This is a genomic window from Streptococcus sanguinis, from assembly GCF_026781265.1.
Classification (GTDB): domain Bacteria; phylum Bacillota; class Bacilli; order Lactobacillales; family Streptococcaceae; genus Streptococcus; species Streptococcus sanguinis_T.
The window spans coordinates 25,162-47,552 of sequence record NZ_JAKUVC010000009.1 but is presented as its reverse complement, the minus strand read 5'-3'; the positions used below and the strand labels follow the sequence as shown (position 1 = coordinate 47,552).

24 protein-coding genes are annotated in these 22,391 nt (G+C 44.0%); 3 read left to right on the top strand and 21 right to left on the bottom strand.

The features are described 5' to 3' along the window. Positions 1-241: 241 nt before the first annotated feature. From MK370_RS09420 to MK370_RS09360, 13 genes are all read right to left on the bottom strand, one after another. The gene (locus MK370_RS09420) at positions 242-2,047 is read right to left on the bottom strand and encodes an acyltransferase family protein (RefSeq protein WP_326845091.1); all 1,806 of its coding nucleotides are present in this window, start codon (positions 2,045-2,047) and stop codon (positions 242-244) included. Next, entirely contained in the window at positions 2,037-2,462 is a 426-nt protein-coding gene (locus MK370_RS09415) for an MORN repeat-containing protein (protein ID WP_268685058.1), read from the bottom strand. Before MK370_RS09415 ends, MK370_RS09420 begins: the two co-directional genes overlap by 11 nt. Next, a complete protein-coding gene (locus tag MK370_RS09410) occupies positions 2,455-2,877 on the bottom strand; it encodes a low molecular weight protein-tyrosine-phosphatase (RefSeq protein ID WP_268685057.1) in 423 nt (140 codons plus the stop codon). The genes MK370_RS09415 and MK370_RS09410 overlap by 8 nt, the downstream gene beginning before the upstream one ends. Before the next feature lie 271 nt (positions 2,878-3,148). After that, positions 3,149-3,724 (bottom strand): nucleotidyltransferase family protein, encoded by a 576-nt coding sequence (locus tag MK370_RS09405; RefSeq protein WP_268685056.1) that lies wholly within the window; start codon positions 3,722-3,724, stop codon positions 3,149-3,151. Then, positions 3,721-4,719, bottom strand: a complete 999-nt coding sequence (gene ruvB, locus MK370_RS09400; protein WP_126434950.1) for a Holliday junction branch migration DNA helicase RuvB — start codon at positions 4,717-4,719, stop codon at positions 3,721-3,723. The genes MK370_RS09405 and ruvB overlap by 4 nt, the downstream gene beginning before the upstream one ends. Before the next feature lie 560 nt (positions 4,720-5,279). Next, positions 5,280-6,326: an aldose epimerase family protein gene (locus MK370_RS09395; RefSeq protein ID WP_268685055.1), complete on the bottom strand. Its 1,047-nt coding sequence runs from the start codon at positions 6,324-6,326 to the stop codon at positions 5,280-5,282. Positions 6,327-6,350: 24 nt separating this feature from the next. Continuing rightward, positions 6,351-7,388: a tagatose-bisphosphate aldolase gene (lacD, locus tag MK370_RS09390; RefSeq protein WP_268685054.1), complete on the bottom strand. Its 1,038-nt coding sequence runs from the start codon at positions 7,386-7,388 to the stop codon at positions 6,351-6,353. Between the two features lie 14 nt (positions 7,389-7,402). Then, positions 7,403-8,581: an SIS domain-containing protein gene (locus MK370_RS09385; protein WP_268685053.1), complete on the bottom strand. Its 1,179-nt coding sequence runs from the start codon at positions 8,579-8,581 to the stop codon at positions 7,403-7,405. Between the two features lie 310 nt (positions 8,582-8,891). Continuing rightward, the gene (locus tag MK370_RS09380; protein ID WP_002894390.1) at positions 8,892-9,296 is read right to left on the bottom strand and encodes a PTS sugar transporter subunit IIA; all 405 of its coding nucleotides are present in this window, start codon (positions 9,294-9,296) and stop codon (positions 8,892-8,894) included. Positions 9,297-9,307: 11 nt separating this feature from the next. After that, on the bottom strand, positions 9,308-10,132 hold the full coding sequence (locus MK370_RS09375; RefSeq protein WP_011836304.1) for a PTS system mannose/fructose/sorbose family transporter subunit IID: 825 nt from the start codon (positions 10,130-10,132) through the stop codon (positions 9,308-9,310). Continuing rightward, entirely contained in the window at positions 10,119-11,024 is a 906-nt protein-coding gene (locus tag MK370_RS09370; RefSeq protein ID WP_268685052.1) for a PTS mannose/fructose/sorbose/N-acetylgalactosamine transporter subunit IIC, read from the bottom strand. The genes MK370_RS09375 and MK370_RS09370 overlap by 14 nt, the downstream gene beginning before the upstream one ends. Before the next feature lie 25 nt (positions 11,025-11,049). Further along, the gene (locus MK370_RS09365; protein WP_002898809.1) at positions 11,050-11,526 is read right to left on the bottom strand and encodes a PTS system mannose/fructose/N-acetylgalactosamine-transporter subunit IIB; all 477 of its coding nucleotides are present in this window, start codon (positions 11,524-11,526) and stop codon (positions 11,050-11,052) included. Beyond that, entirely contained in the window at positions 11,523-13,343 is a 1,821-nt protein-coding gene (locus tag MK370_RS09360) for a glycoside hydrolase family 35 protein (protein WP_268685051.1), read from the bottom strand. Before MK370_RS09360 ends, MK370_RS09365 begins: the two co-directional genes overlap by 4 nt. 105 nt (positions 13,344-13,448) lie before the next feature. Here MK370_RS09360 and MK370_RS09355 point away from each other — a divergent pair, with 105 nt between their 5' ends. Then, positions 13,449-14,165 carry a GntR family transcriptional regulator gene (locus tag MK370_RS09355; RefSeq protein WP_002907683.1) on the top strand — a complete coding sequence of 239 codons (717 nt, stop codon included), beginning with the start codon at positions 13,449-13,451 and terminating at the stop codon, positions 14,163-14,165. 329 nt (positions 14,166-14,494) lie between these two features. On the opposite strand, the gene dhaM is transcribed toward MK370_RS09355, so the two are convergent. The 3 genes from dhaM to dhaK are packed head-to-tail and all read right to left on the bottom strand — an operon-like array spanning position 14,495 to position 16,447. After that, positions 14,495-14,869, bottom strand: a complete 375-nt coding sequence (dhaM, locus tag MK370_RS09350; protein WP_268685050.1) for a dihydroxyacetone kinase phosphoryl donor subunit DhaM — start codon at positions 14,867-14,869, stop codon at positions 14,495-14,497. Continuing rightward, positions 14,869-15,447: a dihydroxyacetone kinase subunit DhaL gene (gene dhaL / locus MK370_RS09345; RefSeq protein ID WP_268685049.1), complete on the bottom strand. Its 579-nt coding sequence runs from the start codon at positions 15,445-15,447 to the stop codon at positions 14,869-14,871. The genes dhaM and dhaL overlap by 1 nt, the downstream gene beginning before the upstream one ends. A gap of 10 nt (positions 15,448-15,457) precedes the next feature. Continuing rightward, positions 15,458-16,447 (bottom strand): dihydroxyacetone kinase subunit DhaK, encoded by a 990-nt coding sequence (dhaK, locus tag MK370_RS09340; RefSeq protein WP_268685048.1) that lies wholly within the window; start codon positions 16,445-16,447, stop codon positions 15,458-15,460. Between the two features lie 216 nt (positions 16,448-16,663). Here dhaK and MK370_RS09335 point away from each other — a divergent pair, with 216 nt between their 5' ends. Both MK370_RS09335 and MK370_RS09330 read left to right on the top strand, forming a co-directional pair. Further along, positions 16,664-17,260 carry a TetR/AcrR family transcriptional regulator gene (locus MK370_RS09335; RefSeq protein WP_268685047.1) on the top strand — a complete coding sequence of 199 codons (597 nt, stop codon included), beginning with the start codon at positions 16,664-16,666 and terminating at the stop codon, positions 17,258-17,260. Beyond that, entirely contained in the window at positions 17,257-17,823 is a 567-nt protein-coding gene (locus tag MK370_RS09330; protein ID WP_268685046.1) for an NAD(P)H-dependent oxidoreductase, read from the top strand. Before MK370_RS09335 ends, MK370_RS09330 begins: the two co-directional genes overlap by 4 nt. 190 nt (positions 17,824-18,013) lie before the next feature. Here the strand turns inward: MK370_RS09330 and purB are convergent, their stop codons facing one another. From purB to MK370_RS09305, 5 genes are all read right to left on the bottom strand, one after another. Continuing rightward, a complete protein-coding gene (gene purB, locus MK370_RS09325; RefSeq protein ID WP_268685045.1) occupies positions 18,014-19,309 on the bottom strand; it encodes an adenylosuccinate lyase in 1,296 nt (431 codons plus the stop codon). Positions 19,310-19,378: 69 nt separating this feature from the next. Continuing rightward, positions 19,379-20,632 carry a DUF4041 domain-containing protein gene (locus MK370_RS09320; RefSeq protein ID WP_268685044.1) on the bottom strand — a complete coding sequence of 418 codons (1,254 nt, stop codon included), beginning with the start codon at positions 20,630-20,632 and terminating at the stop codon, positions 19,379-19,381. 91 nt (positions 20,633-20,723) lie between these two features. After that, positions 20,724-21,488, bottom strand: a complete 765-nt coding sequence (locus MK370_RS09315) for a hypothetical protein (RefSeq protein ID WP_268685043.1) — start codon at positions 21,486-21,488, stop codon at positions 20,724-20,726. Between the two features lie 4 nt (positions 21,489-21,492). Further along, a complete protein-coding gene (locus MK370_RS09310) occupies positions 21,493-21,720 on the bottom strand; it encodes a phosphoribosylaminoimidazole carboxylase (RefSeq protein WP_268685042.1) in 228 nt (75 codons plus the stop codon). 14 nt (positions 21,721-21,734) lie between these two features. Then, positions 21,735-22,370 carry a YdcF family protein gene (locus tag MK370_RS09305; protein ID WP_268685041.1) on the bottom strand — a complete coding sequence of 212 codons (636 nt, stop codon included), beginning with the start codon at positions 22,368-22,370 and terminating at the stop codon, positions 21,735-21,737. Positions 22,371-22,391: the final 21 nt, after the last annotated feature.

Genomic DNA, 22,391 nt, shown 5'->3' with positions numbered 1-22,391 from the left:
CACAATACAATTATAACTTATTTAATACCTTTTGTAAACACTTTCACTCAACATTCACAAACTTTTATCTATTTATTTGTAAAACACATAACAAATTCGCTGATTTTACAGTCTATTCTTTTAGTTTTTGTGAAAAATTTTTTTATTTTTTAGAGATTTCACATACTTTTACTTTCACATAATATATGAAAGCGCTTTCTTGGTTTAGATATAAAAAGCTCGGACGAACCGAGCTGATTATTTATGGTTTCACATTACCTGAATTGGCTTCATCTATGGCTTGTTTAATGGTATTGGCATAGAGAGTTCCCCCTTCAATGATGGACTCTGAATTCGAGCCAAAGTGGACATAGTCTGTCCCTTCCCAAATCTGCGGATTTTCGATAGCAGTTTGATGCCAGTCAGCCACAAAGACATAGTCGTACTTCTTGGCTAATTCCAGCTCATACTCCCGCTGCTGGGCTAAAACACCGCCCTCTGAGCGACCGTCATAAGGAGTCACGAGGATCAGTTGATGCCCCTTAGGCAGGCTGGAAACATACTCATCCAAAAGCTCATTCGAGTAACCGGACGAATTGGTTCCAAGAGCCAGAACAACCTGCTTCTTCAGCACTCTATTAGCAATATCTGTCTTGTAGACCTCCAAGCCTGTGCTCAGACTGCGGCTAACGACGGTATCGAGCTCAATTCCTGGCAATATCTGTTGCAATTGATCGCTAGAGCGGAGAGCAACCGAGTCACCAATCATGGTAATCCCGTCCGCCACATTGTACTCAGTCGCCTTGGACTGATCAACCTGACTTCTAGTTGTCTGCATCTTAGTGTCTGCTTGATTCAGAGCGTTGACAATCAAACTTTCCTCAAAAGCTCCGACCTTTGGTGCTGTCACCGAGATAAAGAACATGATCAAAGTCAGCGGAATCATACTGTAAAAGATTGGTCTAGTGAGAGATGACAGATCCATCTTGGTTCCCATGATAACCGGTTGGCGACCAGCAAGAGTTGGCTCCAAGATATAGAAAGACAAGGCTGCAAAAGTAAGAGACAGCAACGTGGTCAAGAGAACAGCCAAGCCGTTACTCATCAGCTGGGTAAAGATAATATAGAATGGCCAGTGGAAGAGATAAACACCATAGCTGGTATCTGCGATAAAGTTGACAATGCCAGGCTCCTTCACATCAGGGAGCTTGTCATGCAACATCCTAGCTGCCAAAATCATCAGACAGGCCAAAATAGTCGAAATCAAGAATCCTACCAGGTAGGTCCAAAGGTTATCAAACTTGAGTAGGAAGCTGAGCAAAAGCAAAACAGCTACACTGCCCCCCATAATTCCAAGCACTTGCTTGAGAGCCAGCTTTTGCTCCAGCAGCTTAAAGCGACTGCTGACATGGCCGACACCAGACAAGGTAGCCAGGATGCTTCCTGCAAAGAAAGGAAAGACATGGGTCAAACTTGAGAAATAAATATCAGAGTAATTCTTAGTGGTCAAAGCTCCAGCAAACATTGATACAAAGCTGACCAAAAAGAGACCTGCAGAAACCAGCGCAATCATACCGCGATAGCGGGCCGTTGACTTAGCAACCTTGCCCAAGCCCCAAGCAGCCAAGCCCCAAAGAACATAATAGTGCACTTCTAAAGCCAGACTCCAAGTATGAATCAGTATGTGCGGCACAAACTGACTCTCATAATTGCCGCCAGATAGCATTTCATAAAAGTTGGTCACAAAGCCCAAAGCAGCCGCAATCTGTGTCCCAATCCCAGCTACAAAATCCTTACGAATCAAGAGGGTAAAGGGCATAACGACCAAAATCATAAAGACCAGAGGCGGTACAATCCGATAAAAACGCCGTTTGAAAAAGCCTTGGATATCGATTTCTTTCTTCTTGGCAAACTCGTCAATAAGCAGAGCGGTAATCAAGAAGCCAGAAAAGGTAAAGAAGATATCCACGCCAATAAAACCGCCAGGGAAAACGCCCTGGAAGTAATGATAAAGCAGAACTAGAAGCAGCCCCGTGATTCTGACGAGCGAAAACCATTTAATGCGCATTTTGATAAATTCCTTGTTTAAACGTTCCTTCATAAACGACATTGCCTTCTGTCGTTAGCTTTCCTTGTCCATCAGCCTGACCTTTGCTAAAGTCCCCTTCATATTTCCAGCCAGACTGCGAGGTAAAGATTCCTTTGCCGTCAAAGATGCCATTGCGAAATTGACCGCTATAACTATCCCCATTTTGAAAAGTCATAGTCCCCTGACCGTTCATCTTCCCGCGAACCAAGGTCCCGTCATACTTGATCTTTCCCTGATCCAGCGTTAAAACGCCCTTACCAGGAATCCCCGAGGTAAAGACCAGAATAGCTGACAGCACAATGACCGTTACAGCCAAAAGTTCTAAATTCTGCCGGGTCAGATAGACCTTGTATTTATCGTAAAATTCTTTTACTTTATCCATATTCCTATCCATCCAAACGCTCTAGCCACTTCTTGCAGCCAGCCAAGACCAAATCATAGGTTTGGTCAAAATCTCCTGTGTACCAAGGATCCGGCACACTTTCTTCTTCAAACTGATAAATTTTATGCTGAAAATCCTCAGGCGCCATCCGCTTCAAATCTCGGACATTGCTTTCATCCATACCAATGATGTAGTCAAAATCCGCAAAATCCGCTGCCGAAATCTGCTGAGAAGTCTTGTTCCTATCATAAGAAATGGCATATTTCTTAAAAATAGCCTGTGTCCCCCGATGAATGGGATTGCCGTGCTCCCAGCTTGAAGTTGCCCGGCTCTCGATTTTCAGTTGGTCTGTTAAACTCTTCATGACAAACTCTGCCATCGGACTACGGCAGATATTGCCCAAACATACAAATACAATTTTCTTCATACAATACCTCGCTATCTATTATAACAAAATAATGGCAAAAACTAGCCCTGAATCGTTTACAGTTTCCTGATTCTCGTTGAAAACTGACAAGCCCTGCCCCTCTCATGTCTAAAAATAGCAAAAAAACCACCCATTTGGTGGCTTTTTGTAGGGAGATTATTTTTTAAAAAGAAAAAAGTTTTAGGAGTTAAGTTAATTTCTTAACTTGGTTATAGTATAATATCCATTCCTTAAAACTTCCTTAAAATAACTTAAACATTTTACTCTTATCTTATACCTGTTTATCAGGATAGTGATATTCCAGCTGCGACCAGCGTTTCTGCCAATTCTTCTTAGCCAAGCGCTCAGCATAGACACGCTGGCGCTCCTTATTTTCAAGAAAATGAGGAGTCGGTCTAACCTGAAAGTTTAAGATATCCTCCAAACCATAGGGAGCAAAAAGTTCCAGTTTGTCATTTGCCAGCAAGCGCAGTCCGATAGCAGTGCAGCGCTCAGGATACTTACTCATGGCTTCACAAGCATTGTTATAAGGAGCCGTTCCAGGACTGTGCCGGTGCATATAGACTTGATTTCTCAGTTCCCAACGATACTTAGGCCAGTCAGACTTCAGTTTTGCCTCAAGCTCTATCGTCTCTGCCTCAGAGCAACTCGGATCAAAGAAAATCACATCTACATCTGTATTAAAGTCAAAACCCGGCCGCTCCGATAGTATATTCCAAATAAAATTTCTCACACAGCCAGCTGCCAGCCAAGAATCCTTAAGCTGCAAACTACGAATAATTTCTAAAATTGCTCGAATGTCCGAATCCTGTCCCAGCCGGTCTAAAATCTCCTCGTTAGTCATCATTCCTTCATATACTCATATCCTAAATGTTCATAGGCTTTGCGGGTAGCCACGCGCCCAGTCCGTGTCCGCATGACAAACCCTTTCTGAATCAGGTAAGGCTCATACATGTCCTCCACTGTTTCACGCTCCTCAGCAATATTGACCGAGAGGGTTCCCAGCCCCACTGGACCGCCACCGTAGACCTCAATCATGGTCTTCAAAATCTTCTGGTCCACATAGTCCAGCCCTTCCTGGTCCACATCCAGCATGGAGAGGGCCTGGTCGGTTATCTTATCATCAATCAGGCCATTGCCCATAATCTGCGCGTAGTCCCGGACTCGCTTGAGCAAACGGTTGGCAATCCGCGGTGTGCCTCGGCTACGCAGAGCCAGCTCCTTAGCAGCCTCGTGGGTAATATCCATCTCAAAAATCTCTGCCGTCCGCTCGACAATTTCTGTCAGGTCGCCAGCTTCATAATACTCCATGTGACCAGTAATCCCAAAGCGAGCCCGCAGAGGATTGGACAGCATGCCTGCCCGAGTGGTCGCCCCAATCAAAGTGAACGGTGGCAGATCCAGATGGACGCTGCGGCTGGTCTCACCCGAGCCAATCATAATGTCGATGTAAAAGTCTTCCATGGCACTGTACAGCACTTCCTCTACTGCCATTGGCAAGCGGTGAATCTCATCTATAAAGAGGACATCGCCCGGCTCAAGGTCATTTAAGATCGCAACCAAATCACCGGACTTTTCAATCACCGGACCTGAAGTTTGCTTGAGATTTACGCCTAGTTCATTGGCAATGACAAAGGCCATGGTCGTCTTCCCCAGACCTGGAGGACCAAAAAGCAGGGTATGATCCAGCGCCTCATCCCTCAGCTTAGCCGCTTCAATAAAAATCTTCAGCTGGTTCTTGACCTTGTCCTGACCGATATACTCCTGTAAATACTGGGGTCGCAAGGTGCGCTCCACTAATTCCTCATCACCCATTAATTCATTATCTAAAATTCTACTCATAGAACTATTATAGCAGAAAATAAAGCAGAGGAAGCAAATCTAATCTACGTCTGAACACAAAAAAAGACCACCAGATTGGGTGGCCTTTATGGGAGATTATTATGAAAAAGTTTAGGATTTCTATCAAATAAAGTTAGGAGGTCTTCATTTGATACTCATAGTATACTGCCCCTAACTTAAAGAAACCTTAACTTAGTATAACGTATCCTTTAAAATTTAACATTTCAGTTACAATCCGATAAACTTCCTGTCTTATTCTAAAATTTGAGCAAAAAAAGACCACCGGATTGGGTGGCCTTTATGGGAGATTATTATGAAAAAGTTTAGGATTATCAAACAAAGTTAGGGGGCTTCATTTGATAAAAATAAGTATAGCAGCCTTACCTTAAGAAAAACTTAAAGTAAAATTCAGTTAGCAAAAAAGATTTTGCTTTTGATAGTGGAGGCTTTTTCCTTGCTTAAGATTAGCTACTTATGAAAACATAGTCTCTGAAAACTGGACAAAGAAAAACGGCAGAAGGAGGTACTGCCGTTTTCTGTGCTCTTTCGCGATTGTTTCTTTATAATGTTGCTGTTACGTCAGCAAAATACACCGTCCTGCTGGTGAAAATCTGACCGGCCTTGAGAATGACATCCGACTGCTGGCTGCTGTGAATGGCATCCGGTAGTGCCTGGGCTTCCAGAGCCAAGCCATTATGCTGAATCATAGGCTGGCCGTCAAATTGAACCGAATCATCTACGCAATTCGCTGAATAAATCACTAAGCAGGGCGCCTGAGTCTCAATAGTCAGACGGCGGCCAGATGCTGGATGATAGAGCGTCCCTGCCTGGTCTCGGCTTGAGTTTAGAGCAAAAGGATGATCCAAGCCAGATACCAGCTGGATTTGCTCATCAGGCGCATCGAAAATTTCTTTAAGGGAAGCGCCCTTGATCAGCTTCTTGACAAAGTCACGCTCTGCATCAGCCTTTTTTTCAGGAAGGCCGTCAGCTGCGATAGGATAGACACCATCAGTATTGAGCTGCAGGATATGATCATCTATCGGTTGATTGAAACAACCAGACAGGTTGAAATAGCTGTGGTTGGTCGGATTGACCAAGGTATCCTGATCTGTCTGAATTTGATAAGAGATTTCCAGCTCGCCCTTCTCTGTCAGGGTATAGGAAACCCAGATTTTCAGATTGCCTGGGAAGCCGCCAGTTCCGTCAGTCCGCTCTGTATAAAAGGTGAGCCCGTCATTGCTGACTTCCTCTACTTCAAAAACCGCACTATCCCAGCCGCTTGATCCACTATGGTTGCAGTTTAGGCCATTATTGGCCTCTAGCTGAAAGGTCTGGCCATTCAGCTCAAAAGTTGCTCCGGCAATACGTCCAGCAACCGGACCAATACTGGCTCCGTGCTTAGGACTATTTCCAATATAATCCTCAAACTGGTTAAACCCGACAACAATATTGTCAAAGTGATTGTCCTTATCAGGAGTAACATACTGGACGACAGTTGCTCCGTAGTTCATGACTGTCAGACGATAGCCTCGATCGTTTTCAAAAGTATAAGCTAGAATCTCCTGACTTCCCAGCTTGCCAAAAATGGATTCTCGGTAAGATTTCATACCAAACCTCTTTTATCTATCCTGTTAAAAATCACGAACTTGCCAAGTCCTGTCTTCAAAAGGCAGGTCAAGCTTGTCCACCCAAGACACCGCTGTTTGGCGCAAGACTTGATTAAGATCCTCGATATTCTGACGACCCGTCTCGTCCAGCCAAGCTTGAGCTGCTGCAGCTCCCTCTTGGGCAAAGACAGAAACTGCATCCTTCCAGGTAGCCCGTCCGCACAGGACACCGTTAAACTGTGAGCCCGCTTCATGGGCTAGCCGCAGCGTTTCTTGGAAAAGCTCGGCACTGACACCAGCGCTGAGGAAGATGAAAGGCAAGTGCGTCGCATCTGACTGTTCTTTAAAGAAAGCTCGGGCTTCCGTCACGCTGTAGACTGGCTCAACTCCTTCTTTAGTGAAGCCCTCGACAAAGTTCATATTGACCGGCACTTCAACCTTTAAGACATCTACATGATAACGGGAATCTGAAAAAAGCTTGACTGCCTCATTGACTTTATGCGGCTTAAGCTTGGCATAGTTAGCGTCCAAGACACTGTCACTCTTAGCATCATAGGTCAGAATCTCCAGAAAATAGGGAATGTCCTCAGCCAAACATTCACTGCCCACGCGCTCAACCCAGGCCTGCTTGATGTCGTTGATTTCTGGCTTGTCGTCCACATCATAGTAAATCAAGACCTTGACGGCATCTGCGCCCATGTCTCGGATGCGACTAGCTGACCAGTTAGGAAGCAAGTCCGGCAGGCGGCCCTCGGCTGTCACTTCATAGCCAGTCTTCTCATAGGCCACTATCAGCCCGCAGGACGCATCCCGCAGCTTGGCTGCCGGCAGACCGAACTCTGGATCCAGTAGGATAGAGCTGGCATAGGGCGTCAGCTGACTAGAGATTAATTCTTTAAACTGAACTAGGGCTTGATCACCAGAAGGTGTATCTTCTCCGCTGGCCAGCATTTTCTTGAGCGATCCACGCTGATCAATAGCCAAAGCCCCGATAATTCCCTGCTCGTCTGATAGTTTTTTCAAATGGCTCACTTTTTTGTGGCTGATTTGTAATTTCTCCATAACTTTTCCTTTTCTTACTGTCCAAGAGAGTGAATGATAACTCCCTGTACTACACGATTGACCGTTCCTGTCGGAGACGGTGTATCTGGACGGTTCTTGACCTTGAGCGAGGACAGGAGAGCAAAGAGCTGAGCGTAAACGATGTAAGGGAAGATGCGATAGCTATCTCCCAGAGGCTCTTGGGTACTTAGCACTACTTGCTCGACTCCTTCCAACTGCTCCTCCCGGTCAGTCAGCAAGACCAGTCTGCGGACAATCCCGTCACCAGCCACTTCCCGCACCAAGTCCAAATCATAAGCCTTGGTATAGGCATCTGCCGAACCAAAGACTAGAACGACTGTGTCTTGGTTAATCAACGACTTAGGTCCATGCCGGAAGCCGACTGGGCTTTCGTACATGGTCGCAATTTGGCCGGCTGTCAGCTCCAAAATCTTAAGCTGGGCTTCATGCGCCAGACCAAAGAAAGACCCTGCTCCCAGATAAATGACCCGACTGAAATCCAAATCAACCAGCTGCTGCACATCTGCAACGCGTTCTAAAACATCCTGACTGAGCTGAATCAAAGCCGCAACCTTAGCTTCCTTCTGGTCTAGTTCAGCCCGGTCAAAGACCAAAAGGGCTGTCAGCATCATAGAGCTGAAGCTAGAAGTCATAGCAAAGCCAGCATCGTTAGAAGCTTCTGGCTGCAGGAGCAAAAGATTCTTTTCATCACCTTGGGCCTGCTGAGCCAGCTTGCCTTGGGCAGCACAGGTAATGGTAATCTGATACAAGTCATCTACCAGCTGCTTGGCCAAGTCCACAGTCGCTACACTTTCTGGAGAATTACCGCTGCGGGCAAAGGAAACCAGCACTGTCGGCACTTCTCTCTTCAGATGCACCAAAGGATTGGCCACGATATCTGTCGTCGCAATAGCGTTGAAATTCCATTTGCGCTCATCATAAATCTTCCTAAAATAAGGCGTCAAAGTATCTCCGACATAGGCTGATGAGCCTGCTCCGGCAAAAATGACCTTAATGTAGTTATGTTTGTCCTCAATTTTTTTCAGAAAAGCAGCGATGTCTGCGGCCTGAGCCTTGTAATGTTCAAAGGCTTCCTGCCAGACCTCAGGCTGCTGATAGATTTCTCTCGTTGTGATGTCAGCCCCCAGACGCTGCAATTCTTCCTGTGAATAATCTAACATTCTCTTTCTCATTCCTTTCCATCATTTGAAAAAAGGGGGAGCGAGACAGAAATCCAGAAAATCAAAGATTTTCGGCTCGCTGTCCCACCCCCGCAACGATGGCCAGACTTGAACTATGCTTTTAACAAGCTTTTTCAAACCAGACAGCGACTGCATTTTGCAATGCTGAACCATCCATTTCCCTAGGCCAAGAGGCATCTCCCAAATTCCTCTTAAACCAGTATGCTTGAATCATCCACTGTGGCTTGGCCTTACCTATCAGCAGTCTCCCATCTGCTGACAGCGCAAGGACTTGACCCAACTAGAAGTGGTTGTTCAAGCTTTATTCATCTTCATCATCCATTAGACCAGCTAGAACATCATTAACCTTAACAATATTCTCTGCTGCCTTGGATGGATAGCTGACTTCTGCTCCTGTCAAAGAAGCGTTAATAAACTCAATGACCATGGGCAGATTGACCCCCGCATAAAGCTCGATATCCTGTCCTTCCATAATGAAGCGGCTGACTACATTACAAGGAGTGCCCCCCAAGAGATCCGCAAAAACCAAGTAATCCTCAAAATCTTTGACCGTCTCTAAGAATTTAGCTGCGAAATCTTCTGGACCTTCCTCCGGAAGCAGGGCTACTGCATGGATGTCTTCCTGAGGCCCCATAATCATTTCCGTAGTGGTTTTCAGTTCTTCACAAAAGCGGCCGTGGCTGACTAAAACTAATTTCTTACTCATAAATTACTCCATTACTCTGGTACTTGTCCCAGCAAGAAGTAGCCGATAGCAGAGAAGCTTACTGCCATGATAATGATAATGAAGATAGCCTTGGTAGAGTTCATTCCTTTCTTGCCCAAGAGCCAGAAGATAAAGCCTGTAAAGACTGCTGGAATCAAACGTGGGAAAATCAGATTCATCATGTCTTGGAAATCAATAGCTTTTTCACCGATGTTCCATACCCAGGATACTTCAAAGTTGATCATAGTAGCAATCAAACCACCCACCATAAAGATACCCAATACAGAAGCCGCTTCAACAAGAGCTGTCAAAGTGCTTTGCATGTTGGTGATGAGATTGACCCCTTCTTTGTAGGCAAATTCTAACTGTTTCCAACGGAAAATGTCATAAGCAACTGCTACAGCAATCCAAAGGAAAATTCCCCAAGGCTGGCCTGCGATAGCCATGGTAGCAGCGATAGATCCCATGATAGCTGGTACAAGTGAGCCAAAGATGGAGTCTCCAAGAGGAGCGAACGGCCCCATAAGACCTGTCTTGATACCATTGACCGCATCTTTTGATTTAACGCCGTCTTTTTCTTCCATAGCTAGGTCAAAACCTGCAATAATAGTGTGGAAGAAAGGTGATGTATTGAAGAATTGCGTATGCAATTTCATCATTTCTTTCAATTCTGGAGTGCCGTCTCCGTACATTTTGCGCAGCTGAGGCAAGAGCATGTAGAGGTAACCAGAACCTTGCATCCGCTCGTAGTTCCAGCCTAATTGGAAAGTGAACAAGCTGCGTTTATTGATCTGTTTAAAATCTTCTTTTGTTAATTTATAATTAGAGTTCGTCATCTTCGATTTCCTCACTTTCTGATTTTGTGCTAGCAGCTGGAGCAGCAGCTACTGTTCTTTGGCTGTATTTGAAATGCTGTACTGCAAGGAAGATACCAAAGATAGCTACACCAATCATAGACAAGCTTTTGAAGTTATTGGCAAATGTGATCGCAGCATCTTTTGGAAGAGTTCCAACAATACTAGATACAGCCCCACCCAAAGTTTGAATGTTTGAGTAAAGAACAGTCAGCATAGCAGTCAAGCCAAAACCAAGAGCTAAGTAGTGAAGATTACGTTTAACTGGAAGGTAACGAAGCAAGATAGCAAACCCGAGCCCTGGAAGCATACGACCAGCCAGCGTCAAACCTGCAGCCAACCATTTCACACCAGCAACACCATCTACTATCGCTTGAACAAATGTTCCACCAAATGCCAGAGCCAGAAAGACTGGGAGAGCACGAGACAGAGCCCAAGGAAGTGCTCCCAAGAGATAGTTGCGTTCAATACCTTTATAATCGAAGCGCTCAATTGCTGCATCCACACGGTGCGCGAAATAAGTCGTTGTCATACGGCCTAAGATATCGAAGTAGGTCAACAAAGTTGCTACCGGTACTGCGATTGTTGCAATAGCCAACTCTGGCTTAATGCCTTGCGCTACGGAAAAGGCTGTCGCCAAAACAGCACCTGATGTCGCATCAATACGAGAAGCTCCACCAAATGTCCCCACACCAAGAACGAATAATTGCAGGCTACCACCGATAAACAAACCGGTTGTCAAATCACCCATAATCAAACCAGTAATGAAACCAGCAAATACAGGGGATCCTGCTGAAGAAACGATGGTCAACTCATCACAGATTTGATAAGCTGAGTACAAAGTGAGTAGTAAAATTTGCCACCATTGTATCATAACAATGTCCTCCTAAAATTTTGTCTTATTTTAATAACTTCATGAAATCCTCAACCGGATCGTTGGGAACCATTTGCGCTGTCAGCTTGACTCCTTTTTCGTGCAGCTTGTGAAAGGCTTCAACATCTGCATCTACCACGTTGATAGAGCGGGTAATGGAGCGAGTTTCGTCTGACTGAGACATATTGCCGACGTTCAGCGTTTCCAGCGGAACACCAGCTTCGACCAACCGCAGGAAGCGATCCGGCTTGCGAGCAACAATCAAGAGTCGCTGTGAATCATACTTGCCGGCCAAGATATTTTCTGCTGCCTTAGCAATCGGCAAGACACTGAGTTTCACACCAGCTGGCGTTGCGAGCTTGAGTCCGCTCTTTTCGATAGCATTTTCAGCTACCTCATCGTCAATCACCATAATGCGTGAAATGTTGAGCTTGGTAGTCCAAAGATTGGCTACCTGTCCATGGATCAAACGTCCATCGATACGTGCACCTACTATTGTCATAGATTTTCCCCCTTTATTGTTTTAAATGTAGGTTGGTTAACTAAGTGAATGGTTTCGCTATAGATCCCTTCTGTCTCAAAGATAATGATGCGATTGTCGCCTTCTCTGAGCAGGCTGTGCGGGATATAGAGCGATAAGGTCGGTCCGACATTCCAGAAACGGCCAATGCTGACACCGTTGACAAAGACGACGCCCTTGCCAAAGTCAGACAGATCCAGATAAGTATCTTTAAGCGCTTTCATTTTAAAGTCAAAAGCGTAGAAAGCTGGTTGCTTTTCCTGCCACCCTTTTGAAAAGTCAATCTTTTCTGGATGGTCCAGCGGCAATGGATAATGCTGCCAGTCAAGCAGGAAGTGCAGGTCCTTACAGACACCCGTACGAATGCCCTTCTGCTGGGTATCTGCCAAGAGTTTGTGCCCATAATTGACCCGGCCCATATTCTCCATCAGAATGTCAAGCTGGTGCTCTGCCTTTTTCTGGCCGTCCACCATGATATCCTGGCCGATTTCTGTCTGGTACTGGGTTGCTATGTGCTGACCGTCCACATAGAGCTCCATACGGTCGCGGCCGTCAATGACACGGAGCCTTTCCTGATCAGCATCCCAACTAGCCCAAGTCCGATAAAGCAGGTAGCCGACATTTTGCCCCAGCTCCTCCATCTTCATCGGATAGAGACTTTCGATAGGCTGAGCCAAGTCTGGCAGTGTCTCAAAGAGACTAACTTTCTGACTGAGCTGGATATTCCTAAGCTCAAAAGACTCTTTCACCAAGGGCTCCATCTGCGAATACTCTGGATAATACTTTTTCAGCATCCTCTGGACTGCATAGTACTTATCCGTTGGATTGCCACGCTCATCGAGTAAAGCATCATAGTCATAGGAAGTTACCTGTGGCAGGTCAATGACACCTCTGGCCGAACAGCCGTTCATAAAGCCAAAATTGGTACCGCCATGAAACATATAGAGATTGATTGAGCCCTGCTGGAGCACTTCGTCAACAGCTTGAGCTAACTCGTCTGGATCTCGCTTGATGACAGGTTCTTTCCAGCGATTGAACCAGCCGTCCCAGAACTCCATACACATGAGCGGCCACTTTTTGCCATGCTCGTCAAAGAATTCCTGCATCTGAGCAAAATTATAATCTGCCTTGGAGCCGAAATTTCCTGTCACAAAGACATCATCATCAATTAGCGTACCAGCTTGAAGCGTAGCCCGCCAAGGTCCGTCTGAAGTAAAGAGCGGACAGGTTACACCTCGTTCTTCCATGAGCTGTCTGATTGCTCTCAGGTAAGCCTTATCTTCCCCATAAGAACCGTACTCATTTTCCACCTGCATCATGAGGATATTGCCCCCATTGTCCAGAAGCCTTGGAGTCAATCTCGGCAGCAGCTCGTCATAATAGCTAGCCACGGACTGCAGAAAGGCCTCGTCTGATGAGCGGATGCGCATATTTTCATTGAGCAGCCAGGCCGGCAGACCACCGAACTCCCACTCCGCGCAGATAAAAGGCGAAGGCCGGATAATGGCATAAAGCCCCAAATCCTGAGCCGTCTGTAAAAATGCCTCAATATCTAAAATCCCTTGGAAGTCAAAGACACCTTTTTGAGGTTCGTGCATATTCCAGGGAAGATAGGTCTCCACTGTATTAAAGCCCAGAGCTTTGAGATTATAAAGGGAATGATACCAATCCTCAGGCTGTACCCGAAAATAGTGAATGGCTCCCGATAAAATCTTAAACTCCCGATCATCCAAATAGAAGGAATGACCAATTTTGAATCTTGCCATCTGATGTTCCCTTTGGTTTAAAACCGCTTTCATCTCTTATTAACATTAATATAATAAATTTTTGCATAAATGTCAACATTTTTTAAAAAAATATGTTAAAATCTTAAGTAAGAGAAGTAAAAAAGAGAGGTGAACAAAATGGCTATTCCAAAATACCAACAAATCAAAGATGAGCTCAAGCAGCAAATCATTTCTGGCAAATTTGAAAATGGCGATAAGTTTTACACAGAGGCTGAGCTGATTCAGATGTTTAATGTCAGCTCCATTACTGTTGTCCGCGCTTTGAATGAACTGGCCAATGATGGTTACATCATCCGCCAGCAAGGCAAGGGGACCTTCGTTTCACGTGCAAGAAAGCACAAGCTGGTGGAATTTTCTGACGTTGAGACCTTCCCTATCCAAAAAGATAAGGTGACTGTTCTCTCCATTAAGCGCGGGAATGACCTGAAAATCTTGGATAAGCTAGAACTAGCACCAACGCAGTTCTACTATAAGATTGACCGTATCAGACGGACTGGCGATAAAGTCTATATCTATCACCAAACCTATATCCCTGAGCAGTACATCAATCCTAACTATCCAGATATGGACTACTACAGCTCTATCTACAACCGCTTCAAAACTGACTACCACATTCACATGAATGATGAGCATTTTGAAGAGACCAATGAAATTGTCTTCCCAACACCAAAAGATGTTGCGAAAGTACTGGAAGTTGATACCAACTTCCCGACCGTTCATCAGGTGAAGATTACCCAGCTGGAAAGCACTGGACAGATCTTAGAGTACAGCGAAACTTACAAACGCGGCGATTTCTTCAAGATCAAGTTCATTTCCTGCAATCGGGACCACTAAGATTGAAAACGATGGCTTCTAATCGGCTGTCGTTTTTTGTTTCATCTTGTGTGCTTATATCTATAATAAGTCTATCTATACCAATTTGCAATCCATTCTAAGAACTTTTGTTCATTAAAAAGCGAATTCTGTCAAAAAGTAAGCACAGTTTATTGTTTTGTTCTATTTTTTAATTATTCTAAAGAAGAAAAAATAAGAAACACAGGCTGTTCTCCTGAAAATTAGTACAATGATAAAGCAAAAAAGCTGAGATTCATATCCCAGCTTTTTGATATAAAATGTTCCTTATTTTGCAAATGAAGTCGTTTATTAAGTCTCTAGAAAACCTGCTATTTCTTTATTTCTAATTCACGGACCTGAAGCAAAACATTAGGTAAATCTGCCCCAGCCTGAAGAAGAGCAGCAGCCGTATAGGCTCCCTCTACCAAAGGAACATTATTGATAATGATTTCCTTGTCAGAAAAGTCTGCAACCATTTCCAGATTCATCCGAGCTGAGCCCAGATCGAAAAAGGCCAAAATAGTGTCCTTGTCATTGGCATCTAAAGCTGCCTGAATCCCTTCAAAGCTCGTCCCGATGCTGCCGTCTTCCAACCCGCCTACATAGCTGATGGCCACATCTGCAGCTACCTGCGAAACAAGGTCAAACAAGCCTTGGGCCAGGTTTTTGGAATGGGAAACGATAAGAATGCCAGTATCTGCCATCAGCCTGCCTCCGTTTCTAGAAGAGCCTCAAAGAGGAGACCAGATGAAGCCGAACCAGGATCGATATGACCAATAGAGCGCTCACCGACATAGGAAGCCCGCCCCTTGGTCGCCTTCAAATCCTTGGTCGCTTCCACTAGGGAGCCAATTTTTTCATGTGTCAAGTCTCCAGACTGCAGAGAAACAGGAATCCCCGACCAGACATCTACCATGGTTTTCTCACCCGGCACAGCCTTGCCCCGCTTCTGAATCATGTCCAGCCCAGCTTGGATGACTTCTGACAAGTCTTTGCCGTCTTTTTCAGCTTTGGCCATGCCCATGAAGGCCGAGCCATAAAGAGGGCCTGAAGCACCGCCAACCTTGCTAATCAGCTGCATAGAAACAGCCTGAAAAACCTCAGCCGCACTGGCAAAGTCCTTAGCAGCTAGACTCTCCACTGCTGCCGCCATTCCCCTGGCCATATTGCCACCGTGATCTCCGTCGCCGATGGGAGTGTCGAGATCAGACAGATAGGCTTTCTGGTCCTGGATCTTCTCGTTGAACAACTGCATCCATTTTTTTGCTCTTGCTGCGTCCATAAGCACCTCCTTACCAAGCGGCTGTCGTGACAGGACTATTGAGAGCTGTCAGCCAGTCTGGCTGGTCCAGCTGGATAAAGGTCAGAGAAATCCCTGCCATGTCAATGGAGGTCATGTAATTACCCAGCTTTTTATAGACAACTTCAACTCCAGCATCTGCCAAGAGATTTGCTACATCGGCCGCAAAGACATACTGCTCCATGAGCGGTGTTGCACCCATACCATTGACGAGGATACCAATTTTCTTACCAGATTTGAATTCAAAGGACTGACTGAGCTTTTCGACTAATTCTTTGGCTAAGTCCTTAGACGGCTGCATCTTTTCCTTGCGATAGCCGGGCTCACCATGGATGCCAATGCCGAACTCTATCTCATCATCAGCCAAAACAAAACCAGGCTTGCCGACTTCCGGAACGGTTGCTCCGCTCAGAGCCAAGCCAACCGTGTGAATATGTTTGACCAGCTCATCAGCCAGAGACTTGATTTCAGTCAGAGATTTGCCTGCACGCGCCGCATCCCCTAGAATCTTATGGACAAGAATGGTACCTGCCACTCCACGGCGACCTTGAGTATAGAGGCTGTCTTCCACTGCGATATCGTCATCTACGACGACACTAGCCACCTCAATCCCTTCCATCTCAGCCATTTCCTGAGCCATTTCAAAGTTCATGATGTCACCGGAGTAATTCTTGATTACCATGAAGACCCCGGCTCCCTCATCTGCTTCCTTGATAGCCTGCAAGACTTGATCAGGTGTTGGTGAAGTAAAGACTGCTCCGCAAATAGCAGCCGACAACATCCCCTCACCGACAAAGCCAGCATGGGAAGGCTCATGACCACTGCCACCGCCAGAAATCAGGCCAACCTTGCCTGTCTTCTCACTCTTGCGGGCAATGATATCAAAACCCTCCACCCGATAAACCAAATCGCTGTGAATATAGGCTAAGCCGTCCAGCATCTCGTCCACAACCTCTGTTGGGTCGTTGATAATTTTCTTCATAGATGTCCTCCATTTCTCGGCGCTTCTCTAAAATGAGCAATTCGCCCTAAAAAGAAAGCGCTATCATTTTGATATTATTTTAACATTTTATCTTACCGAAAGCAAATTCTTCCACATCCTAGAATAGAAGAAAGCATCAAATTAGTTGACAATAAAAAGTAGACAGTGTATACTAAAAATAGATAAGTAGACAGTGTATACTTTAGGAGAAAATGAATGAAACGCAATACTGCCCAGCTGAAAGAACAGCTCATCCAAACAGGGATTGACGAAATCGGAAAACATGGAATTGAACAGCTTTCGCTCAGGACTGTTGCCAGAGCCTGCGGTGTGACTCACGGCAGCCCTTACCGCCATTTTGAGAGCAAGGAAGGCTACCTCAAGGTGGTTTTGACCCAGCTTTCGCTCTTTCTCAATCAGGAAATCAATGAAAATATTGATGCGACAGGTTCTGCGCGTGAACAGCTGACCCAGCTTGGTCTAAATTTCATTCTTTTCGCCAAGACCTACCCTCATTTTTTCGAGGCTCTCTTTATCAAATTCCCTTTTAAATATATGAAGGTGACTCGGGACACCATTCTCTTGGAGTCTGACCTGCCTGGATTTGATAAATTTAAGGAGCTTGTTTTAAAGCTTCGCGAGGAGGAAAATTTTAGCAATAGCGAAGCAGAAAGCCTTTTTCACTTTTGGAGCTTTATCACAGGCCTAGCCGTTCTGGCTAACAGTCCTATCGGACAGGACCTTGATCCTCAAGCCATCCAAAGCACGATAGAGCACATGCTTGACATTTATATCAAAGGAGAACGATCATGAAAACCTTGATTATTTACACCCACCCCAGCCCAACTGGCTTCAATGCCGCTATTCTCAAAGAAGTTCAAAGCAACCTTTCTAAGAAGCACGAGGTGAAAACCTTGGACTTGTATGCTGAAAATTTTGACCCAATCTTGCGCTTTGACCAAGAACATAGACGCCGTGACCTGCACAAAGACCCTGAAATGACCAAATACCGGGATTTGATTACTTGGGCAGACCACCTGATTTTCATTTTCCCGATCTGGTGGAGCGGTATGCCAGCCATTCTCAAAGGCTTTATCGATCGTGTCTTTGCTGCTGACTTTGCCTACTCTTATAAGAAAGTCGGACTCCAAGGCCACCTGCAAGGGAAATCCGGCTGGATTATCACCAGCCACAACACACCAGGTTTTGCCCTGCCTTTTGTCCAAGACTACGGCAAGGTACTTAAAAATCAAATCCTGAAACTTTGTGGTATTTCTCCTGTCAAACTGACAGAGCTCAATGGAGTAGAACGCAAAACAGATCAACAACGCCAAGAAATGCTCAAGAAAATCGGGCAACTGGCCAGTCAAATTTAAGATAAAGAAAACGGGAGCGGGAAAGAACTTCAAACAAGTTAAAAAGTTCGTCTTCCCACCCCCGCGCAGTTGATTAGGTCATCTTTGGAGCTTAAAAAGCGAAGGAAGATGCCAATTAACCACTGCGTCATCTATTTTTTCTAATTTAGATTCAAAAGCCTAGACTTTTTGTCCAGGCTTGTTTTTATGTCTAATCCAACCCCAAACGCTTGAAGATTTCATCCACGCGTTTTGTATAGTAAACTGGGTTGAAGATTTCATCAATCTCTTCCTGAGTCAGACGGGAAGTGACTTTTGGATCCGCTTCGAGCAGAGGCTTGAAGTCCACTTGATTGTCCCAAGACTGGGCAGTCTTTGGCTGCACCAAGTCATAAGCTTGCTCCCGCGTCATGCCTTTTTCAATCAAGGTCAACATAGCCCGCTGGCTGAAGATAAGACCAAAGGTTGAGTTCATGTTGCGCTTCATATTTTCAGGGAAGACGGTCAAATTCTTAACGATATTACCAAAGCGGTTGAGCATGTAGTCGATGAGAATGGTCGTGTCCGGTGCGATAATCCGCTCAGCTGATGAGTGGGAAATATCGCGCTCATGCCAGAGAGAGACATTCTCAAAGGCTGTCACCATGTGACCACGAATGACACGCGCCAGACCAGTCATGTTTTCAGATCCGATTGGATTGCGTTTGTGAGGCATAGCTGAACTGCCTTTTTGACCCTTGGCAAAGAACTCTTCCACCTCGCGCTGCTCAGACTTTTGCAGACCACGAATCTCAGTCGCCATGCGCTCGATAGACGTCGCAATCAAGGCTAAGGCTGAGAAATATTCAGCGTGGAGGTCACGTGGCAAGACTTGAGTCGAAATCTCCTGCGGACGGATGCCTAATTTCTCACAGACATAGCTTTCCACGAATGGCGGAATGTTGGCGAAGTTCCCAACCGCACCAGAGATTTTCCCGGCTTCCACACCCGCAGCCGCAATCTCGAAACGCTCGATGTTGCGCTTCATTTCGCTGTACCAAGTCGCGAGCTTAAGTCCGAAAGTCGTCGGCTCCGCATGCACCCCGTGAGTCCGTCCCATCATGATGGTGAACTTATGCTCCCGCGCCCGCTCTGCAATGATGTCAGTGAAGCAACGCAGATCCTCACGAATAATGTCATTAGCCTGCTTGTAGAGGTAGCCGTAGGCCGTATCCACCACATCAGTCGAGGTCAAGCCATAGTGCACCCACTTGCGCTCTTCACCAAGTGTCTCAGAAACTGCCCGCGTAAAAGCCACCACATCGTGGCGAGTCTCCTGCTCAATCTCCAAAATACGGTCGATGTCAAAGCCTGCCTTTTCACGAATCAAGACCACATCTTCCTTGGGAATCTCACCCAGCTCAGCCCAGGCCTCATCAGCCAGAATCTCTACCTCCAGCCAAGCCTTGTACTTATTTTCCTCAGTCCAAATGTTCGCCATTTCAGGGCGGCTATATCTTTCAATCATGTTTTATTTTCCTTTCGTTTGAGGTTTCACTTAGCTAGAATAAACATTAGGGAAACTTCAGTTCCAATCCTAGCGTTGTTCTTCAATAGCTTTAGTTTGTCTATATTCAAATGCTTCTGCATTTTCTGTCAGCTCTACTGTTAGCTCTTTGTGAATATCTAAAATATCTTTAATGATTGCAAAAGGAACTTTGAAATATTCTTTGCGACCATTTACTTTGTTAACTTTATATTGAGAAAGCTGGTTATGTAATTCTGTTTCTAAAGCAAATGCCTCTTCACTAAAAATCAAAGCATGTATGTCAAATTGGAACGGTACCGATGCACTGCTCAATTCCCTAATACGCTCTAAAGGTTCCAAACGGCGAGTAACACCAATTTTATAAACATTTTCTCCAAAAGAGCCAATATTAGAGATAACATAAACATATCCAGCCGTAGCATGACCTTCACGATAATCTATATCTTCTTCAATTTCATCTAATTCTGAAAGTTTGTCTTGATACTCAGCTAACTGAAGTTTTAACTCTTCAATTTCTTCATCCCTAGCATTTTTTAACAATTCTTCCACTTTTTGAACCATATTCTTAAAGTGTGCCCTATCTTTTTCCAACTGTTTGCGACGAGCTTTAATCTCAGCTTGAAGTTTTTTGTCCTCACGTTCTTTTTCCCGTTGTTCACGAAGTAATTCTTTTTCTTCTTGTTTTTGAAGTTCATACTCCGCTGCTAAACGTAACTCCTCAATTTTTAATTCCAGATATTGATAAGTAATTTCAATTAAATTTCTTGAATACATTTTATTCAGTTGTTCAAATGCTTTTCTTAGAGCCTTAACTTTTTTATCAACATTTACCACTGAAACCTTAACTAACAAAGCATCAGATTCTCCATTAAATCCTCTTAAAGCCGCCTTAATCAGTTGGTTTTGCATGGCCCTCCCCTTACTTTTACTATTATCTAAAAGCATCGGAGAAATTATTCTTCCAGCAGTCCCATTTTTAGTCATGGATTTTTGTTCCATTCTTAAAGTATCTAGTCTATCTTTATACTTTGTGCTATCAGAAAAATTATATTGCCTTTCAAAGAAACCGAATTCTTGTAAATTTAGGTTGTCATTAGCAACAGCTATTTCCTCGTTCAAATGTGCTAGCTCTTCTTTCTTGAGAATAAGTTCAGCATCTAATGAAATAATTTCTTTACTTGTCCTTATTTCTTGCTTTAAATTTGCTAAATCTGACTTTTTTGCTTCAATATCAGAAGTAAGCTTCTTTAACTTAGCCTCTAAAACCTCATCTTTTGGTTTTCCAAAATTAAATAATCCCATAAAATTCTCCCTATTTCTCAAACTCCTCAACTACATCTGACACTTCAACAAATGAAGTCACATATACTGTCTCGTAGATGGGCTTAGTTCCTTATATATTTTCCGTAATATTATTGAAAAAATAATCGCATAAGCGGCTTCCTTGGGGAAGTGTTGGATACTTTACTCCATGATGTTTTTTTGCCACATTACAATATCCTTTAGAATCAACATCATATATACACTCATTAACTTCTCCAGCCAAAGTTGTATAATAAATTTTAATTCGTCTTGGTACATGTCTGAAATCTGATTTCTTATCAAAAAGATGAGAATAAATTTCTCGCTGATGAGCTCTTGAAATCACATATATCCTCTGATTTGCATTTAATTTTGGTATAATGTCACAATCCATATCATCACCAAAAAAGATGTGAAGATTATAAATAGGCTGATTATTTAAAATTTCAATTGCTAACGCCTTGTCTCTTTTATTGGAAGAACAATAGACGCTTTCAAAATCATTTGATTCAACAAATTTATTCTGTTGATGATTCTTTACAAGGTGATACCAATATTTATCATTAAAATAAATTTTGCAATTCGGCTTTATAAGCTGATAATCATTGTTTAGAATTATTTCCGGTCTATACTTTTTAAGTTCTTTAACTTTTTCTAAAGATAATTGAAAATGTATTGCAAGTAACGATATAACTATACCTGATACTGTCCCATAAAAGCTTAGCCAATCGCCTAAATCAAAATTTAGATATTTTGACATACTAGATAGGACAAAAGAGAAAAAAGGACCTGACAAGAATACTAAAGCAAGTAAAAATATTAACAATCTTACATTCTCTTTAAAATACTTTCTCATTTATCTAATCAAACTCCTCCTTGCTTATCGCTACCGACGGATAGTGCGGCAAGATACTAAGATCTGTATCCAATGGCAAATCATAGATAGCCAGATAATTGTCTGGATATTGAATCTTTAATTCCTTATATTTAGCTTTTACTTTTTCATGGTCGGCGCTGGCAAAGAGCACTTCCACAACAGCAGTTTCTTTGCCTTCTTCCACAAAAGCATTGACGATGATTTGAATCATAGAAACCTCCTATATCACAATTCAACATCTAATTTTAAAATATCTCCCTTTTCTCCATAATGGAGAAGCCGCAGATATTCTCCCCAAACTCTGGACTTGCCAATGTCTGTATTCATCCAGCTATCCCGACCAATCTCAACATCCTTGTAAAAGGCATTGAAAGTATATGGGATGTAGTAAAGATGCTTTGGTAAGTGCTGAGCCAAGGTCCGCCATTGCCTACCAGTCGCGTGGCTTTTGCAAATGAACATAACGGTCTCAACAGTATTAAAATCAAAAATTTCTTTGGCAAATAGTACGTTTTCTAAAGTATTGCTAGAGGAGTTCTCAAATTTAATCACTTCTTCAGAAATGCCCCCAGCCATCAGATGCTGGATAATAACCTCTGCCTCTGTATGTCCATTCCAATCTGGATGAGGCGTTCCTGTCAAACTTCGGCCGCCAGTCACAATAATTCGTCTTACATAGCCTTTTTGATAAGCCTCAATAGCTTTTTCCCAATGACCTGGGTGAGTCCCACTGAAAACAAACAAAGCATCACACGACTGAGGTTCGATTATTTCTCCGAAAACACTCTTAGTTAAAAAGGAAATTTCTTTATCAGAGAACTCTTTCGGAACTTCTGGACTTTTCGGGATAATTGGTTTCATCTATAACATTTTCTCCGCAGA

Bases quoted from the DNA above. Each gene is read 5' to 3' on its own strand.
- MK370_RS09420 (WP_326845091.1), bottom strand. From the start codon at position 2,047: ATGCGCATTAAATGGTTTTCGCTCGTCAGAATCACGGGGCTGCTTCTA.
- MK370_RS09415 (WP_268685058.1), bottom strand. From the start codon at position 2,462: ATGGATAGGAATATGGATAAAGTAAAAGAATTTTACGATAAATACAAG.
- MK370_RS09410 (WP_268685057.1), bottom strand. From the start codon at position 2,877: ATGAAGAAAATTGTATTTGTATGTTTGGGCAATATCTGCCGTAGTCCG.
- MK370_RS09405 (WP_268685056.1), bottom strand. From the start codon at position 3,724: ATGATGACTAACGAGGAGATTTTAGACCGGCTGGGACAGGATTCGGAC.
- ruvB (WP_126434950.1), bottom strand. From the start codon at position 4,719: ATGAGTAGAATTTTAGATAATGAATTAATGGGTGATGAGGAATTAGTG.
- MK370_RS09395 (WP_268685055.1), bottom strand. From the start codon at position 6,326: ATGAAATCTTACCGAGAATCCATTTTTGGCAAGCTGGGAAGTCAGGAG.
- lacD (WP_268685054.1), bottom strand. From the start codon at position 7,388: ATGGAGAAATTACAAATCAGCCACAAAAAAGTGAGCCATTTGAAAAAA.
- MK370_RS09385 (WP_268685053.1), bottom strand. From the start codon at position 8,581: ATGAGAAAGAGAATGTTAGATTATTCACAGGAAGAATTGCAGCGTCTG.
- MK370_RS09380 (WP_002894390.1), bottom strand. From the start codon at position 9,296: ATGAGTAAGAAATTAGTTTTAGTCAGCCACGGCCGCTTTTGTGAAGAA.
- MK370_RS09375 (WP_011836304.1), bottom strand. From the start codon at position 10,132: ATGACGAACTCTAATTATAAATTAACAAAAGAAGATTTTAAACAGATC.
- MK370_RS09370 (WP_268685052.1), bottom strand. From the start codon at position 11,024: ATGATACAATGGTGGCAAATTTTACTACTCACTTTGTACTCAGCTTAT.
- MK370_RS09365 (WP_002898809.1), bottom strand. From the start codon at position 11,526: ATGACAATAGTAGGTGCACGTATCGATGGACGTTTGATCCATGGACAG.
- MK370_RS09360 (WP_268685051.1), bottom strand. From the start codon at position 13,343: ATGAAAGCGGTTTTAAACCAAAGGGAACATCAGATGGCAAGATTCAAA.
- MK370_RS09355 (WP_002907683.1), top strand. From the start codon at position 13,449: ATGGCTATTCCAAAATACCAACAAATCAAAGATGAGCTCAAGCAGCAA.
- dhaM (WP_268685050.1), bottom strand. From the start codon at position 14,869: ATGGCAGATACTGGCATTCTTATCGTTTCCCATTCCAAAAACCTGGCC.
- dhaL (WP_268685049.1), bottom strand. From the start codon at position 15,447: ATGGACGCAGCAAGAGCAAAAAAATGGATGCAGTTGTTCAACGAGAAG.
- dhaK (WP_268685048.1), bottom strand. From the start codon at position 16,447: ATGAAGAAAATTATCAACGACCCAACAGAGGTTGTGGACGAGATGCTG.
- MK370_RS09335 (WP_268685047.1), top strand. From the start codon at position 16,664: ATGAAACGCAATACTGCCCAGCTGAAAGAACAGCTCATCCAAACAGGG.
- MK370_RS09330 (WP_268685046.1), top strand. From the start codon at position 17,257: ATGAAAACCTTGATTATTTACACCCACCCCAGCCCAACTGGCTTCAAT.
- purB (WP_268685045.1), bottom strand. From the start codon at position 19,309: ATGATTGAAAGATATAGCCGCCCTGAAATGGCGAACATTTGGACTGAG.
- MK370_RS09320 (WP_268685044.1), bottom strand. From the start codon at position 20,632: ATGGGATTATTTAATTTTGGAAAACCAAAAGATGAGGTTTTAGAGGCT.
- MK370_RS09315 (WP_268685043.1), bottom strand. From the start codon at position 21,488: ATGAGAAAGTATTTTAAAGAGAATGTAAGATTGTTAATATTTTTACTT.
- MK370_RS09310 (WP_268685042.1), bottom strand. From the start codon at position 21,720: ATGATTCAAATCATCGTCAATGCTTTTGTGGAAGAAGGCAAAGAAACT.
- MK370_RS09305 (WP_268685041.1), bottom strand. From the start codon at position 22,370: ATGAAACCAATTATCCCGAAAAGTCCAGAAGTTCCGAAAGAGTTCTCT.